General features: G+C 35.9%; 18 protein-coding genes. 3 read left to right on the forward strand and 15 right to left on the reverse strand.

Annotation, left to right across the window (positions count from 1 at the left end):
* Window positions 1–107 precede the first annotated feature (107 nt).
* From G573_RS0109835 to G573_RS0109880, 10 genes are all read right to left on the reverse strand, one after another.
* On the reverse strand, window positions 108–1,040 hold the full coding sequence (locus G573_RS0109835) for a manganese-dependent inorganic pyrophosphatase (RefSeq protein ID WP_027976570.1): 933 nt from the start codon (window positions 1,038–1,040) through the stop codon (window positions 108–110).
* Window positions 1,041–1,484: 444 nt separating this feature from the next.
* Window positions 1,485–2,096: a hypothetical protein gene (locus G573_RS0109845; protein WP_027976571.1), complete on the reverse strand. Its 612-nt coding sequence runs from the start codon at window positions 2,094–2,096 to the stop codon at window positions 1,485–1,487.
* A 4-nt stretch (window positions 2,097–2,100) separates the two neighbouring features.
* On the reverse strand, window positions 2,101–2,757 hold the full coding sequence (locus G573_RS0109850; RefSeq protein ID WP_027976572.1) for an ABC-2 transporter permease: 657 nt from the start codon (window positions 2,755–2,757) through the stop codon (window positions 2,101–2,103).
* Window positions 2,754–3,632 (reverse strand): ABC transporter ATP-binding protein, encoded by an 879-nt coding sequence (locus G573_RS0109855; protein ID WP_051175742.1) that lies wholly within the window; start codon window positions 3,630–3,632, stop codon window positions 2,754–2,756. Before G573_RS0109855 ends, G573_RS0109850 begins: the two co-directional genes overlap by 4 nt.
* Entirely contained in the window at window positions 3,629–4,012 is a 384-nt protein-coding gene (locus G573_RS0109860) for a GntR family transcriptional regulator (RefSeq protein ID WP_027976574.1), read from the reverse strand. The genes G573_RS0109855 and G573_RS0109860 overlap by 4 nt, the downstream gene beginning before the upstream one ends.
* A gap of 150 nt (window positions 4,013–4,162) precedes the next feature.
* Window positions 4,163–4,357 carry a hypothetical protein gene (locus G573_RS0109865; protein WP_027976575.1) on the reverse strand — a complete coding sequence of 65 codons (195 nt, stop codon included), beginning with the start codon at window positions 4,355–4,357 and terminating at the stop codon, window positions 4,163–4,165.
* Between the two features lie 139 nt (window positions 4,358–4,496).
* Window positions 4,497–4,649: a hypothetical protein gene (locus G573_RS11745; RefSeq protein ID WP_425423400.1), complete on the reverse strand. Its 153-nt coding sequence runs from the start codon at window positions 4,647–4,649 to the stop codon at window positions 4,497–4,499.
* A 379-nt stretch (window positions 4,650–5,028) separates the two neighbouring features.
* Window positions 5,029–5,820 (reverse strand): pyruvate formate-lyase-activating protein, encoded by a 792-nt coding sequence (pflA, locus tag G573_RS0109870; RefSeq protein ID WP_027976576.1) that lies wholly within the window; start codon window positions 5,818–5,820, stop codon window positions 5,029–5,031.
* 73 nt (window positions 5,821–5,893) lie between these two features.
* Window positions 5,894–7,231 (reverse strand): hemolysin family protein, encoded by a 1,338-nt coding sequence (locus G573_RS0109875; protein WP_027976577.1) that lies wholly within the window; start codon window positions 7,229–7,231, stop codon window positions 5,894–5,896.
* Between the two features lie 37 nt (window positions 7,232–7,268).
* Window positions 7,269–8,363, reverse strand: a complete 1,095-nt coding sequence (locus G573_RS0109880; RefSeq protein WP_027976578.1) for an AI-2E family transporter — start codon at window positions 8,361–8,363, stop codon at window positions 7,269–7,271.
* A 76-nt stretch (window positions 8,364–8,439) separates the two neighbouring features.
* Here G573_RS0109880 and G573_RS0109885 point away from each other — a divergent pair, with 76 nt between their 5' ends.
* Window positions 8,440–9,231, forward strand: a complete 792-nt coding sequence (locus G573_RS0109885) for an ABC transporter ATP-binding protein (RefSeq protein WP_027976579.1) — start codon at window positions 8,440–8,442, stop codon at window positions 9,229–9,231.
* Between the two features lie 72 nt (window positions 9,232–9,303).
* Here G573_RS0109885 and G573_RS0109890 read toward each other — a convergent pair whose 3' ends face one another.
* From G573_RS0109890 to G573_RS0109910, 5 genes are read right to left on the reverse strand one after another with little or no spacing between them, the layout of a single operon-like run.
* Window positions 9,304–10,074: a class II aldolase/adducin family protein gene (locus tag G573_RS0109890; RefSeq protein WP_027976580.1), complete on the reverse strand. Its 771-nt coding sequence runs from the start codon at window positions 10,072–10,074 to the stop codon at window positions 9,304–9,306.
* Between the two features lie 44 nt (window positions 10,075–10,118).
* A complete protein-coding gene (locus G573_RS11095; protein WP_037586895.1) occupies window positions 10,119–10,316 on the reverse strand; it encodes a hypothetical protein in 198 nt (65 codons plus the stop codon).
* A 23-nt stretch (window positions 10,317–10,339) separates the two neighbouring features.
* Entirely contained in the window at window positions 10,340–11,686 is a 1,347-nt protein-coding gene (locus tag G573_RS0109900) for a PTS galactitol transporter subunit IIC (protein ID WP_027976581.1), read from the reverse strand.
* Window positions 11,687–11,719: 33 nt separating this feature from the next.
* The gene (locus G573_RS0109905; RefSeq protein WP_027976582.1) at window positions 11,720–12,046 is read right to left on the reverse strand and encodes a PTS sugar transporter subunit IIB; all 327 of its coding nucleotides are present in this window, start codon (window positions 12,044–12,046) and stop codon (window positions 11,720–11,722) included.
* A 14-nt stretch (window positions 12,047–12,060) separates the two neighbouring features.
* Window positions 12,061–12,522 (reverse strand): PTS sugar transporter subunit IIA, encoded by a 462-nt coding sequence (locus tag G573_RS0109910; RefSeq protein WP_027976583.1) that lies wholly within the window; start codon window positions 12,520–12,522, stop codon window positions 12,061–12,063.
* 178 nt (window positions 12,523–12,700) lie between these two features.
* Between G573_RS0109910 and G573_RS0109915 the strand changes: the two genes are divergently transcribed.
* Both G573_RS0109915 and G573_RS0109920 read left to right on the forward strand, forming a co-directional pair.
* Complete coding sequence (locus tag G573_RS0109915) at window positions 12,701–13,450, forward strand: DeoR/GlpR family DNA-binding transcription regulator (RefSeq protein ID WP_027976584.1); 750 nt, start codon at window positions 12,701–12,703, stop codon at window positions 13,448–13,450.
* Window positions 13,451–13,471: 21 nt separating this feature from the next.
* The gene (locus tag G573_RS0109920; RefSeq protein ID WP_027976585.1) at window positions 13,472–14,428 is read left to right on the forward strand and encodes a 1-phosphofructokinase family hexose kinase; all 957 of its coding nucleotides are present in this window, start codon (window positions 13,472–13,474) and stop codon (window positions 14,426–14,428) included.
* The last annotated feature ends 33 nt before the right edge of the window (window positions 14,429–14,461 follow it).

Here is a 14,461-nt window from a genome sequence, read left to right on the forward strand (position 1 = left end):
TAAAATAAACTGTTGGCAGAAAAAGCAACGCTGCTGCCATTCAGTGTTTTACAAAGTAAAAAAGCCAAAACATACGTTCTAGCTTTCTTATCTATTCTACTATTATACTAAGCATTGAAACTTTCAGTCAGCTGAGGCACCACTTGTTTCTTACGCGACACAGCTCCTTCAAGAAAAGCATGATTATTTTCAAGCTTAAAATTGAAAGCTGCTTCAACCTTATCTGTGTTGGCACCCAGAGCTAAGATTTCTGAATTTGAATTGATAATATCAGTAATCATCAAGACAAAATCGGAATAGCCATGGGCAGTCTGTGAAGCGGCAATCGCGGCTTCAATTTCGGCCTGACGGTCTAAAACTTCAGGAATATCAACTGTATTCACCTGTGCAACACGTACCTGATTGCCGTTCAACTCAAAGGTTTTAGCATCAATGTCAATCAATTCTTCCGCAGATTTGCTGGCCAAATTGGTACCGGCTTTAAGCATCGCCAGACCATACTCCTGCAGATTAACACCGGCAAGCTTAGCCAAGTCTTCAGCAACAGCCGGATCGCTGGCATGAGTCGTTGGAGATTTCAGCAAAAGAGTATCTGAAATCAAGCCTGACAGCATCAGCCCGGCAATTTCTTTAGGAATAGCCACATCATTTTCCTTATAAAGGCGGTAAACAATAGATGATGCAGACCCAACCGGCTCTAAACGCATGTAGAGAGGATTTGCTGTTTCAAAGTTGGCAACACGATGGTGGTCAACCACTTCAATCACTTCAACATCACGAATATCAGCGATAGACTGCTGAAATTCATTATGGTCGGTTAAAATGACCTGTTCTGCCCCTTCTGCTTTAGCAGACGTAACCACACGCGGTGCTTCAACACCAAAATAATCAAGTACAAAAGCTGTCTCTTCATTAGGAGCTCCAAGAGCAACAGCTTCAGTGTCAAAACCAAGCTGAGCTTTTAAATGAGCATAAGCAACTGATGAACCGATAGCATCTGTATCAGGATTTTGGTGACCAAAAACTAAAATTTTAGACATAATATTACCTCGTTTTTATTATTCATCTCATTTTACCAAATTTGATGCCATTAAGCAAAAGAAGCTTGGGGTTGGATATTGAAGCATCTACCAGCTGGTGTTTAAAATTTTAGTATCTACACATTATTGTTTTTTCATGAATAAAAATGCTTCATCAAACGATTTACATTTACTATAAGGAAGTTCTTGAAACGCCTTTTTCTCAATATTATTACCATTTTCTGAATTAAAATTTACTAAATTGTTTTCATAAAACATATTTAAAATAGATGTATCAAAAATACTAGAATCATTACCTTAAATCTTCTTTCAAAATCTTCTTTATCTTAGCTTCCGAAAATTGGTACTTATGCGCAATCTCACTCAATCTCTCCTTAAAGTTAAGATAGCTTACCATTCTGTCAATTAGGTTTTCATCTTCAATAATGCTATAAATTGACTCAATCATAGTGTTTTCCCTTTCTTACCCGTCACACCTTTTATTGTGAGAAAATAAACCAACAATGAAAAAATAAAATTAATACTAAAATTCAAAAAAAGAATGTTAGCATTTGTTAAGTTTAAATAAAAATAATCATTTGTTAATTCGATAATTGAAACTTCAAATAATAAAACTAATTGAATAAAAAAATAAACAAATTTATTCAGATTTTCTCTAAGCATATCCCTGTATACAGAAACAATCCCTAAGCTTGTTGAAAGAATAATAAACAAAATCAATTCTTCAAAAAACAGGTAATCAATTTTTAAATACACTCCATAATATACAAGTATATATACAAGACAAGCTACTATAACTTTTAAAAAAAGCAGGATATATTTTGATTGTACCTGCTTTTCAATTGTTATCGGGAATAGATTTTCTAAAATATTTGCCTTTTCTCTTTCAACCTTATTTCCAGCATATATTCCAGAAATTAGTACAATCATTATCAATAGTGTTAGTTCAGGAACTCTTTCAACAAAACTTAAAATCATTGTTATGCCAACTAACATTGCTATAATTTTCAAATTCTGAACATCTCTCAACAAAAGTAAACGACACATTGAGCGCATGACCTTATTGCCTCCTAAGTCTTTTTGGGAAACCTATCAATGATATAAAAAATGAAATGATATATACAACTATTGAAGTAATAATTAAAAGGAAAATCAAAAATCGGTACCTGTACACATCAAAAACATTATTCAATTTTAAAAAGTATTTACATAATTCCATAAATATTCTAATTGGGATTAATGTTAATGCGAAGCTAGCAATTCCTATTGTTTTTATGTTCTTATTACCCAAAACAAAAGAACCTGCTAAAACAAAAGATGCAAAAAATAATGCTACTGCAACCCCCAAACTTATTGTATTAACCTGATATTCTTGAAGTGATTCTCCTAATACCACTTTTCGAACATACGAAATTCCTAATATATAGAACAACGAAAGAGTTGTAATAAATGCATAAGTAATATAACGTGATAGGACTACTTTATATATTTTTATTGGAAAAAATAGTTCAGACTTATAGTAATCAATCTCGGTATAATTAAAAATATTTAAAAAATACATTAATGGTGCCAGAATTAAAATTAAATATGAAATTACTGGAAAATAATCCCCAAGTTTAAATACAGTTAAAGCTATTGATAATATTAAAAAAAATATACTTATCCACTGAAAATCCATTCCTGAGCTTAATAAATCTTTTTTGAATAAATTTTTCACACTATCACTCCTTTAGAATAAATACTCATAATATCTTCCAAATTTGGATAGTCGATGACTAAATTGCTATTTGATAGTATTTTATCATCTCGAGTAGATATCAAAATATCATATCCATGTGGACGTTTTTGGTATGCGAGAATCTTTTCTTGATTAATTAATTTAAAATTTGCTTCTGAACACCTAACTAAAGCATACTCATATAACAGCTTCGTGATAGGTTCAATAAACTCAATTTCCCCTTCTCTAATGTACATAACAATATCAGCTATTTGTTCAATATCTGTTGTTATATGACTTGAAAATAGAATCGATCTGCTTTCTTTTAGTACAAATTCCTGAAAAATATTTAGGATGTCTTTCCTTTTTACTGGATCCAAACCACTTGTTGGTTCATCCAATATAAGAAATTCAGGATTTGCAGCTATGGCAAGTACAATAGTAAACATTTTTTGCATTCCTTTGGAACAGTCACTAATTTTTTTCGTGGGAGAAATATTAAATTTTTTTAAAGTTTCATAAAAATAGTCTTTATCCCAGTCTTTGTACATGTCCCGATATATTCTTTCAACCTGAGATATTTTTAAATTCTTAGGTAAGTATATCTCATCAAAGCATACTCCTATTCTATTTTTCAAATCAATATCATTTATATCAAAAGACTTGCCCCAATATTGAATTTTTCCAGAGTCAATTTTTTTTAATCCTAACAAAGAATTAATAATAGTTGTTTTTCCAGAACCATTTTCTCCAATTAATCCAACAATACAACCTTTTGGAATGAAAAAGGAAAGGTCTGAAATTGAAAATCCTGAATTTTTATAAGTAGTTGACAAGTCCTTTACTTCTAGTATATTTAATCCATCTTCCATCATGACCTATTCCTTTCATCAAAAATTCGTAGACAAATATTTTTTATTTCTTCTTCAGTTAAACCATTATCTTTACTAAATGAAATCAAATCTCGTATCTTACTTTCAACAGTCTCCTCAATATTTTCCCTAATTAGCTGGCTGCTTATTCCAGAGACCACTGTCCCCTTCCCCACAACAGATGTTATTAGCTTTTCAGATTGTAATATCTCATATGCTTTTTTCACAGTTATAATACTAACACTTAGTTCTTTAGCAAGTACTCTGATAGGTGGGATAGTTGTCCCTGCCACTAATTCCCCATGTAAAATTTTCGATTTAATTTGTATTACAATTTGTTCATATATTGGTTCCTTTGAATGATAACTAATCAGTATATCCAAACAATTTTCCTCCATACAAAATTATTTACCACTTTATTATAGCAAATACTTCTCTAATCTCTTTTATAGAATGGTAAATAATATAAAACAATGTATTTTAAGAAGTTTTTATTAATACAATAAGCTTAATAATTAATACAAATTTAAGAGTTATTTACAGCCCCATCCACAAGATTTATTACATGATAAAAATGTTGTTACCGCTGAAACTGTAGGCACACAAATTTTAATAGTTGCTGAGACAATTGGTGATACTGCTTGTGGTTGACTTTGACCACGGTCAGCTCCACCAAATGCAGACATACGTTCTAGTTCGGAAAAATCAATTTTATTATTTTGTTTCATAGAACTCTCCTTTCTTCTTAAAATACATTGTACTTATTGTATAGATACATTATACACTTTGTGTTTTGTCTTTGCAACCCCTTTCAAAGAAAACTAACATTTTTAGATATTTTTTTGAATACTTTCTGTTACTGATCTTTTATTGGGGAAATTTATGATTATCCTTGGTTAGCTTCCTCCCTTTTATTTGGTGATTCTTCTCAGAACTCTCTTTGTTATAAGCAAAGTATGATGAAGTTTCTTGAATATAGTTTTTATATTTCTTATGATAGTTTTCTTCAGTAATATCCAATTGATAGTTAGAATAAAAATAAGTCCACTCCGCTTCATTCTGAAAAGTTGACTAAATCGGACACCGCCAAAAGATGTCATATCTCAGTTTTTGCTATGCAAGGCAAAGCAGTTTGCTTTAAAAGAAAGTTATGACAAGCTCCCTAAAATCTTATGCTAGGATGAATTTTCCAGAAACAAAGAGTAAACTAGCCGTTATTGCTCAAAAATTTTCATCGCTTTAAACATTAGAAAGGAACACTGAAAAGACCGGAAACTGTCATTCCGGTCTTTTGTAATCACTTATAAGCATCAAATACGTTAAAAAGCTGTTCTTTGTCTTCAAAACAGCTGCGCAGTAATAGCGACTTACTGCTTTTTAGCTGTCAGCACTGGATTTTTTAACCATTGATTCTGCGCTTGTATTCTTCATAGGTTTCTGTGTGCATGAGTTCTTTGGCATTGCGGACGCGGTCCGGCGTTGGCGGTTTGACACCTTCCAGAGCATAGGGAATACCCAGTTCATGCCACTTGAAGATTCCCATGGTATGGTAAGGCAGCACTTCAAAGCGCTCAACATTTTTCAAGGTCTTGACAAACTCACCCAGCTTAATCAAATCCTCATCGCGGTCTGTCAGACCGGGCACTAAAACGTGACGAATCCAAACAGGTTTGCCGATATCCGATAAATAGCGGGCGCAGGCCAGGATTGTTTTATTGCCGTGACCGGTAACAATCTTATGCTGTTTGGGATCAATTTCCTTGATATCCAAAAGCACCAAATCAGTGACTGCCATCAGCTTATTATATTTTTCCAGATAGCTGGGCGTATTCCTGAAGGTCAGTGCACAAGTATCCAGAGTTGTATGGATTCCTTTTTCTTTTGCCAAGGTAAAAAGGGCAATCAAAAAGTCAATTTGAAGAGTGGCCTCACCGCCTGAGACTGTGATACCGCCCTTATCGCCCCAAAATCCCTTGAAACGCAGGGCTTCCTCCAAAACATCTTCTGCTGTTCTTTCGGTTGCTCTGTCATTGGTCAACGCCCAAGTATCCGGGTTGTGGCAATATTGGCAACGCATTTGGCAGCCTTGCATAAAAACGACAAAACGTACGCCCGGACCGTCAACAGAACCAAATGATTCTGTTGAATGAACAAGTCCGGTTACCTTCCTGTAGTCAATTTCTTCTGTCATAATATTCTTTCCTGTAAACGTTTTTCTTATTCTTATTATAACACTTTAAACGAAAAAAAGACTAACATTCTGTTTAGTCTTTTTCATCTTCTGCTTCTTCAATTTCGGTTACCAGCAATTTCAGTTTGGTTACCCGGCCGTCTTTGACCTTGTCGTTAATCAGTTCCAAGTGCTTATTGTTGCTGTCAACAGTGAAATGTTCTTTTTCATCCTGACTTGGAATCGTTCCGACACCAGTCAGGTAAAAGCCGGCAATCGTATCAACATCATCGCTTTCAAGGTCTGTTTCAAAATATTCATTGAAATCATTAAGCGTCATCGTTCCAAGAACGATATAAGTATTGTCGGCAATCTCGCGGACAGAGACCGCAGCCTTGTCCGTCTCGTCATCGATTTCACCGACAATTTCTTCCAAGAGATCCTCAAGCGTCACCAAGCCTGCCACACCGCCGTACTCATCCAGCAGAATAGCCATTTGATTTTGGGTGTTTTTCAGAGCTGTTAAAAGGTCATTGACAAAAATAGTTTCCGGCACAAAAAGCGGTTCCTGTAAGATCTTGCGAAGATTAATATGGTCAAATCCTTCTTTAAAACCAGCATCTAAGAGCCTCTTTGTATGAATTAAACCAATAATCTTATCTTTATCCCCATCATAAACAGGAATACGGGAAAATCTCTCATTCAAAATAGATTGAATAATGTCACTGGTATCGTCATTGATATCCACCATGAAGGCATCAGTTCTAGGAACCATAACTTCACGCGCCATCAGCTCATCAAGTGAAAAGACGCCCTGCAGCATTTCAATTTCATCAGCATCCAGTGTTTCTTCACTGTTTGTCAGCATGTATTCGATTTCATCACGCGTCATTTTTTCATCAGCATCATCAAAAGTCATGGGCGTTATACGGCTCAGCAGATTCGTTGAAGCTGACAAAAGCCAGACAAAAGGACTGACAAGCTTACCCAGCAGAATGATAATCGGAGCTGAATAGACGGCCAAATTATCCTTCAGATTCATGGCAATACGCTTGGGATACAGCTCCCCTAAGACAATTGAAATATAGGTCAGAAAAGCAAGGGCAATGACACTGCCTGCCGTTCGTGCGGTCGCCGAATTGCCAAACCATGAAGCAACTTCACGCCCCAAAGAATCTGCCAAACTGGCCCCAGATAAAAGGGTGATGAGGGTTATGCCAACTTGAATGGTTGAGAGAAAATGATTCGGTTTTTCTAAAACCTTCAAGAGACGGATGTACTTTTTTTCACCTTCTTCAGCTTTTTGTTCAACGCGCGCACGATTCAAAGATACCAGAGCCATTTCGGTGGCCGAGAAAAAAGCATTGCAAAGCGTCAAAATAAGCAGTATTAAAAATTGTAAGATTAAGGATTGACTACCCGGGTCTTCCATTCGTTATCTTTCTCCTAAATTATATATAGTCAGTCTATTATAACACAATTTTGTTTTTCTTGTGATACTCATAAACACCAGCGATGAATTTGACGATTTCTTTGATGATAGCATAGGCCGGTACTGCAACCAACATACCAACGAGCCCGGCAATATTGCTGCCTAAGACCAAAAGCACCATGATGGTCAAAGGATGGATTTTCATGGCACTGCCAACAACACGCGGATAAACAATATTGCCATCAATTTGCTGCAAGGTCATGATATAGATAATAGCAATAATCATTTTTTTCGGATCACTGGCAACATAGGCTAAAACGACCGGTGTCAGCCCCAAATAAGGACCAACATAGGGTACAACATTAGTAATTCCCGCAACTAAGGCAAAGAGGAAGGCATACTGAATTCCCATGAAATGGTAGCCGATCAGGGCAAAGACGAAAATAAAGGCTGCATCAATGGCAACACCGCTGATATAGCGTGAGATGGTCTTATTCATCTGTCCCATAAGCTTGCTGATATTGTGGGTGTCGTTCTTTAGAATAGAGCGCTCCAGCATGGGCAGGAGCCCTTCGCCATCCTTTAACAGATAGAATAAAACAACCGGTGTCAGAATCAAAATCATCACAGCATTTGTAATCATGGAAACAATACTGGAAACACTGACGGTTACGCTGTTGAGAACATTTTCCAAAATATCCACATAGGACAAGTTGAATTGTTTCAAAAGATCGTTAATGTCAATATTTTTAAAGGCCGGGTTATCCTTCCATTCATTAACCAAATCCTGCAGTCCTACATAGATATTTTGACTGGCCGATATCAAATCCGTCAGCTGATTAATCAGATTGGGAATCAGGCTGGTAATTGAGAAAACCATCAGGGAAATTAAGGCGATAAAGATAATCAAAATGCCCCAAATCCGTTTTATTTTAAAATGCTTTTCTAGGAAGGTCACAATGGGATCAGTAATATAATAAAGAAAACCGCCCAGTAAAAAGGGCATAAAGAATGTCTTAGCAACACTGAAAAAGGGCTTAAGCAGGCTCCCCATCTGCCGCCAGGTAAAAAGAATCAGGGTCAGCAGCAAAACTTCTACTGTCCAATAGAATAGTCTGTTGTTCTTAAACATAATCCCTCCTTTTGCGCTTATTTTATCATATTTTTGTGTTATAATAAATAACAATTAAACGACAAAGAGGTAAAAGATGGCACTTATTTCAATGGAGAATGTAAGCTTGAAAAGACAGGGTAAGACGCTGCTGAGCAATCTGAACTGGCAGGTTAATAAGGGAGAACACTGGGCCATTTTGGGACTCAACGGCTCCGGCAAGACAACCTTACTGAAACTGATTATGGCTGAGTACTGGTCTTCTGACGGTCAGGTTGAAGTTTTAGGTACCAAATTCGGACAGGGAAACATCCCCGATATGCGGACTAAAATTGGTGTTGTCGGCTCCTTTATTGCTGAGCGCCTGCCTAAAAATATGCTGGCTGAAAAAATTGTTCTGACCGGAAAATACAAATCCAGCATCCTCTATAAAGCATACGGTGACAAGGAGCTGGATGAAGCGCGTGACATGCTGAAATCAATCGGCGGAGAACACCTGCTCGGCCGCACCTATGCCGGCCTGTCACAAGGCGAAAAACAACTCCTCTTGATTGCCAGAAGCTTAATGGAAGAGCCGGAAATCATCATCTTAGATGAAGCAACGAGCGGGCTTGATCTCTTTGCCAGAGAAAAACTGCTCCAGCAAGTTGACCTGATTGCTAAACTGCCGCATTCTCCCCTAATTTTGTATGTCACCCACCATGCTGAGGAAATTACCGGCACCATGGATCATATTCTGCTTTTGAAGAAAGGCAAAATTGTTGCCCAAGGCAAAAAAGAAGACATCATCACCCAAGAAGTTCTGTCAAACTTCTACGATAACCATGTCAAGATTATTCCCATTGATGAGGAGCGCTTCTTCATTAAGCCGGAAGTCTCAGTTAAATAAAGTTTAAAATACCCATTGCTTGAATTGCAATGGGTATTTTTTTAGCAACAGATTAAACATTAACAGGTATTATTAATCCCCATTTTTATTTTGAACAGTTACTGTATTATACAAAGCTTCACCAGCTTTAACATCTTCCCATGTCCCAATTTTAACACCTTCTGAATAGTAACCATCCAGTACACCTTTATGTTGTAAAACAGTTTGTTCATACGCTACTTTAGAATTCCATTCTGTGATATCAACATCTGCTAAAGATTTATGTAAAGCTGTAATTGGATCCATATTTTTCCCGCCAGATGTAAACAAAGTACCGTGAGAATTTAATAAGAAGCCATTTCGCAAGGCTTTGTCGCCAATTTTTTTAATCTCTTCAGCAACATATTCTGCCAATTCTTCAGAACACATAGGGTGCCAGTCTAATGTCCGAATTTCTTTCAATTTTTGGGTTGCTTCTGTTAAGTTTGGCATACTTAACCCGATAGTAGCCCAAAACATTGATTGATCAGCGTGTGAATGGAATACACATTTAATATCTGGATTAACATCATAAATCGCTTCATGCATATTAATTTCACGAGTGACCTTACCATTACCTGAAAGGACTTTGCGCGTATGTGGCTCAATTACTAAAATTTGATCAGCCGTTAAATGACCCAAATAAGCCTCAGACATCATTGTAGGAGTCATTACGTAGTATTCTTTTCCTTCTTCGTCCGTCACACGAATACTGATATTTCCTCCAACAATATTAGTATCACGGCGATCCATAACTGTTTTTACAACTTTTGCCAAATCTTCACGTTCATATTCAAATGGAATACGACCTGCTGGATATCTCATAACTAATCGACCTTTCTATTTTCCTTTAGATTCACGTATCGCGTTCATTTTTCTGACGCTATATTTTTCTTTTCTAAATATTTTTTAGGGAACAGAATAGACATTCCTTGCTTGTTTACTAATAAGCCTAGCACAATCACAAAAATATTCAGCCAATATAACTTTGTATAAATAGCCGTTATAAACAATAGAAATGCTAAGAAACTTAGGAAAGTCCAAAACATTTTAGATGTTACATTCATACTCAGTTCCTTCTAAAAATTTACTAATCTTTGTATTTATTTGTTGGGATTGGATTTTTCATAAATCCTCTGTACAAAATATAGAACAAGGCTAACAGTGCCACAAAACCAACAATTGCCATTACATTACCACGGCCCGCCCAAGCTGCTAAGAAACGGAAATCTGGTGCTTCAATAGAACTCCACGAAACTTCTGCCCCTTTAGGAACATTTATTGCTCCAGTGCTCTTGGCCAATTTTGTAAAGATACCTGCAAAATAAGTTGATCCATATAAAAACAGTGGTTCATAGATAATACCTAGGACAAGCATTCTCAGTAAATTGCCACCTGTCAGCAAAAGACCGCCTACACCTAGGCAATAATTAATAACACCAGCAAGAGGCAGAATTTCATTGCCTGGCAAAACCGCAGCAAACAGAATAGATACAGGAATCAAGAGCACCATTGTTACCCAAAGTTCGGTACTTTGACCAACAATTGGCCAGTCCAAGCCAATAACAAACTCACGACCTTTGACATGTTTTTTCATGAAGTCACTCATTGTAGTACCAAATGGCGTCAATGCATCCATAAAGAATTTAGCCATTACTGGAAAAATTGCCATTACAGCACCAGTTGTGACTGCAAGATTCAATGAATTAGCAATCCCATACTGTCCAATCAACCCTAGAAGCAAGCCAATAATTGCCCCCATCACGACAGGTTCACTCAAAATACCAATTTTACGTTTTAACGCATCCGCATCCCATTTTTTATTAAACACAGGGATATAGTCCATTAACTTATTTACAGGACTCATAATAACAGCAGTGAATGTTTCAATGTGTGTTACAGTTACACCTTCATAACCTAGCATATCTTTAATTTCATCTGCCCACATATCTCCCAATTTCAGAGAGATAATGACCTGAATACCAGCAACAATAAATCCCCAAACAAGATTATCAGAGAATTGATACACAATGTAACCAGTCAGAGCAACTCCCCATACATTCCACATATCTGCATTTAATGTTTTGGTCATTTTACTAAGTAGCATAACTAAATTAATTCCAAGTTCAACCGCAAAGAATGTAAATGCAAGCGGCCAAGCCCAAGTGATTGCTGAAGCTCCTGTCCAACCAAAGTCAACAACCGGCAAATTAATTCCTGTGTTTTTCGCTAAGGCTTTTGCGGCTGGGCTAACTGCTGCAGTTAACTGATTAATAGCTAAGCTCATACCAATAAAACCAGTACCTAAATAAAGTCCTGATAGCAGAGCTTTAGAAGGCTTCATCCCAAAGATCAAACCTAAGATAGCAATAAAGATAGGAATAAGAACAGTAGAGCCAACTCCCAATATTGCTTGAACAATGTCATTCCAGTTCATAATAAATTCCCCCTGAGAATTCTATATTTTTAGTTATGCTTGCTTATATTTTTCAACAATTTTTTTAATACGATCGTTTGCCTCATCTTGTCCCATACCTGTCAGCCACGGCAAGCCAACCATTCCAACGACATCATGTTCATCAAGTACCCCTTGAAGTTCTTTATTCGCTGGTGCAATTCCAATATATACAATAATACTTGGATCACTTTCGATAGTTGATTTAGCTGTTTCAATCGGTTTAGGGGTTGCTTTAGCATATCCATCTAATCCTACTGAAACCAGATATTCATTTACTTTATTTGTTACTTGAGGGCTTGTGGCAACACCCGAACCACAACACACTAAAATTGTTTTCATAGTAATACTCCTTTTTAATTTTCAAAACGACTTACAACCAAATTGTACATTTCTTCGTTAGTTGTAATGTTTTTAAATTTACTTACAAATTCACTATCCTGAAATGCTGCCATCATATTTGCTAATAATTGTGGCTGTTTAGACCCATCTTTGATTCCTAAAAACAGGAAATCTCTGGCAGACATTTCAGCTGCATCGCCCATTTGCCTAATATCCAGAACACTGTTGTTCCTTGCAATATAGATGAATGGTTCTTTAATATACTTACTATCTACATGAGGAAATGCAACTGATATTTCAGGAAATTGTAATCCTGTCGGGTATGATAGCTCTCGTTTCTCTAAACCAGTAATGAATCCTAATTCCGCAACACCTTTTTCTATAACCCTCATTCCTATTAGGTCAAACAGCTGCGCTTCATCGGATACAATGACGTCCAAGTCAATCAAATCTTCTTTGAACATTTCACTAATCATGACAATCCCTCCTTTCTAATGTGATATCGCTTACACTTCTAATTATAATCAAAATAATTCATAAGTCAATCATTTTCGAAACTTTTTTGAATGTTTTTTTCGAAATAGATTATTTATTGATTATTACTTAATTGTATACTATAATAAAAACAAATATAAATAGCGAGAGGTATAGATAGTGATAAAAAATATTCGATGGAATAAAATCATTGATTTAATCAATATGAACGGAGGAATGATGACAACCTCTGAGATTGCCGCCATAACTGGGGTGTCTGAAGTTACAATTCGCCGTGATTTAAAACAATTAGAAGAACATGGAAAACTAAAACGGGAGCACGGTGGAGCACTATCTGTTGATCGTTCAAGACACATTGAATTTTCAACAGATGAGAAACTGCTGCTTAATGTCGAAAAGAAAAATATTATAGGAAAAAAACTTGGTGATTTAATTCCCAGCAACTCCACCGTATATCTCGGTGCAGGTACCACACTTCTTTTGGCAATTCCTTATTTAGCAAGCAAAAACATACGATTTGTCACAAACAGTTACCCTGCTTTTCAAGCGTTGCTGGAATATGACAATCAAATCATATTAACTGCCGGTGAGTTTTATAAGAAAACCGGTGAGTTTCTCGGACCGATTGCCGAAGCTTCCTTTAAAGACCTGAACATTGATTTTGCTCTCTGTTCAACAAATGGTATCAGCAAAAATAGAGTAACCACAAGCAATTCTACACAGGGAAGCATACAGTTAACAGCTATGAATTGTGCGGATAAAAAAATCATTGTAGCAGATACATCAAAAATTGGAATATCTGATATGATAACATTTGCTCCTCTGGAAGCATTTGATATTTTAGTCAGCGATGATAACTGGGATCCCATAAAAAAAGAAGAGTACTCAAAATATATAAATATACTATAATGTTTGGAAAGGAAATTTTATATGATTATCACACTTACTATGAACCCTTCTGTAGACTACCTTTATAAAGTTGATAGATTATCTCCGGGGAAATTAAACAGGGTAAATTTAATAACCAAAATGGTGGGAGGAAAGGGAATTAACGCTGCACGAGTTTCTGCAATACTTGGCACAGAAACCACTGCAATCAGCATTATTGGCGGAATGAATGGAGATTACATCCTTTCCCAAACAAAAAATGATAAGTTCTCATCAGATTTTATCCGTACAAATGATGAAACCAGAAACTGCTATGTCATTTTAGATAAAGAAAATATGAAAACAGAAATAAATGAATTAGGAGCAGCCGTTGCTCAATCTGTTTTAAATGAACTTGATTCAAAAATTGAATCTTACGTTAAAACCAAAAATATCACAGCAATTTCAATTAATGGCAGCCTGCCACTAGATTGTCCGCGTTATTTTTATTCTGATTTAATACAAAAAATAAGAAAACTAAATCAAAATATAAAAATTTTGTTAGATACTTCCGGTAGTGCGTTAAAAGATTGTTTAAATTCAGGTTTTCTACCAGATATCATTAAACCTAATGAAACTGAAATTGCTGAATTACTAAATACGAAAATAACCACTGATGCGGAAACACTGCAAAAAAACATCATGGCTGATGAGCTGCTTTCTAATATTCCTATCATTTTTGTATCATTAGGAGCGAACGGATCACTTATCAAATACGAAAATGAATTCTATCAAATCACATTTCCAAAAGTTAACGCTATTAATACACAGGGATCCGGTGATGCGACAGTTGGTGGTATCCTATCTGCCATTGATAAAAATAAATCCTTTGTTGATGTATTAAAATATGGTTCCGCAGCAGGAACTGCTAATGCATTAAATGTCAAAACAGGATTCCTGAAAAATAGTGTATTTAATTCAGTTTATCAAGATGTTTCAGTAGTAAAATCGAAATATTAATTTGATCAAAGTGTGCCAACGTGTACGCTTTTT

The organism is Streptococcus devriesei DSM 19639, assembly GCF_000423725.1.
In the GTDB taxonomy this organism is placed as follows: domain Bacteria; phylum Bacillota; class Bacilli; order Lactobacillales; family Streptococcaceae; genus Streptococcus; species Streptococcus devriesei.

Excerpts from the sequence above, each read along its gene's own strand:
- G573_RS0109835 (WP_027976570.1), bottom strand. The coding sequence starts at position 1,040 with ATGTCTAAAATTTTAGTTTTTGGTCACCAAAATCCTGATACAGATGCT.
- G573_RS0109845 (WP_027976571.1), bottom strand. The coding sequence starts at position 2,096 with ATGCGCTCAATGTGTCGTTTACTTTTGTTGAGAGATGTTCAGAATTTG.
- G573_RS0109855 (WP_051175742.1), bottom strand. The coding sequence starts at position 3,632 with ATGATGGAAGATGGATTAAATATACTAGAAGTAAAGGACTTGTCAACT.
- G573_RS0109865 (WP_027976575.1), bottom strand. The coding sequence starts at position 4,357 with ATGAAACAAAATAATAAAATTGATTTTTCCGAACTAGAACGTATGTCT.
- pflA (WP_027976576.1), bottom strand. The coding sequence starts at position 5,820 with ATGACAGAAGAAATTGACTACAGGAAGGTAACCGGACTTGTTCATTCA.
- G573_RS0109875 (WP_027976577.1), bottom strand. The coding sequence starts at position 7,231 with ATGGAAGACCCGGGTAGTCAATCCTTAATCTTACAATTTTTAATACTG.
- G573_RS0109880 (WP_027976578.1), bottom strand. The coding sequence starts at position 8,363 with ATGTTTAAGAACAACAGACTATTCTATTGGACAGTAGAAGTTTTGCTG.
- G573_RS0109885 (WP_027976579.1), top strand. The coding sequence starts at position 8,440 with ATGGCACTTATTTCAATGGAGAATGTAAGCTTGAAAAGACAGGGTAAG.
- G573_RS0109890 (WP_027976580.1), bottom strand. The coding sequence starts at position 10,074 with ATGAGATATCCAGCAGGTCGTATTCCATTTGAATATGAACGTGAAGAT.
- G573_RS11095 (WP_037586895.1), bottom strand. The coding sequence starts at position 10,316 with ATGAATGTAACATCTAAAATGTTTTGGACTTTCCTAAGTTTCTTAGCA.
- G573_RS0109900 (WP_027976581.1), bottom strand. The coding sequence starts at position 11,686 with ATGAACTGGAATGACATTGTTCAAGCAATATTGGGAGTTGGCTCTACT.
- G573_RS0109905 (WP_027976582.1), bottom strand. The coding sequence starts at position 12,046 with ATGAAAACAATTTTAGTGTGTTGTGGTTCGGGTGTTGCCACAAGCCCT.
- G573_RS0109910 (WP_027976583.1), bottom strand. The coding sequence starts at position 12,522 with ATGATTAGTGAAATGTTCAAAGAAGATTTGATTGACTTGGACGTCATT.
- G573_RS0109920 (WP_027976585.1), top strand. The coding sequence starts at position 13,472 with ATGATTATCACACTTACTATGAACCCTTCTGTAGACTACCTTTATAAA.